Consider the following 899-nt stretch of genomic DNA (forward strand, 5'->3'; position numbering starts at 1 on the left):
CAAACGCTGGGGCGAATGGGGTTATTTTGGAGATACAACATGACCGATCTGACTCTGAATGCAGAAGTCCGTTCCGACCTGGGGAAAGGTGCGAGCCGCCGCCTGCGTCGTCTCGCAAGCCTGGTACCAGCTGTAGTTTACGGTGGCGAAAAAGCCCCTGAATCCATCAGCATGCTGGCTAAAGAAGTTGCCAAACTGCTCGAAAACGAAGCGGCTTACAGCCACATCATCGAGCTGAACGTTGGCGGCACCAAGCAAAACGTAATCATCAAGGCTCTGCAGCGTCACCCGGCCAAAGGCCACGTGTTGCACGCTGACTTCGTACGCGTAGTTGCCGGCCAAAAGCTGACCGCTATCGTTCCTGTGCACTTCATCAACGAAGCTGCTCCAGTGAAGAAAGGCGGCGAGATTTCGCACGTTGTTGCTGAAATCGAAGTGACCTGCCTGCCAAAAGACCTGCCTGAATTCATCGAAGTTGACCTGGCTAACGCCGAAGTCGGCTCGATCATTCACCTGTCCGACATCAGCGCTCCTAAAGGCGTTGAATTTGTTGCTCTGGCTCACGGTAACGACCTGGCTGTTGCCAACGTTCACGCTCCACGTGTTGCTCCAGAAGCTGCAGAAGGCGCTGCAGAGTAATTTTACTCTGTACGCCGGAGTGACCGGAAACATCGCGGACTGGAACGTAGCGAGAAAGCGGGCGAGAACGCGGAGTTTACATAATGGTAAATGAGCAATTTTCGTCCACTTTCGCCGCACACACTGATTGCGGCGATGTTATCCACCACTCCAAGGAAGGGCCCCTATCGTGACTGCCATTAAACTGATCGTTGGCTTGGGAAATCCAGGTGCTGAATACGAACAGACCCGGCATAACGCAGGGGCCCTTTTTGTTGAGC

1 protein-coding gene and 1 pseudogene are annotated in these 899 nt (G+C 53.9%); both read left to right on the top strand.

The window, feature by feature from the left end; translation table 11 throughout:
• The first annotated feature begins 39 nt into the window (after positions 1-39).
• On the top strand, positions 40-639 hold the full coding sequence (locus AC1DRJ_RS30025; protein WP_477805318.1) for a 50S ribosomal protein L25/general stress protein Ctc: 600 nt from the start codon (positions 40-42) through the stop codon (positions 637-639).
• A 169-nt stretch (positions 640-808) separates the two neighbouring features.
• A pseudogene (locus tag AC1DRJ_RS30030) lies at positions 809-899 on the top strand (aminoacyl-tRNA hydrolase); the annotation flags it as partial.

The sequence above is a fragment of the Pseudomonas sp. P5_B2 genome, assembly GCF_056400445.1.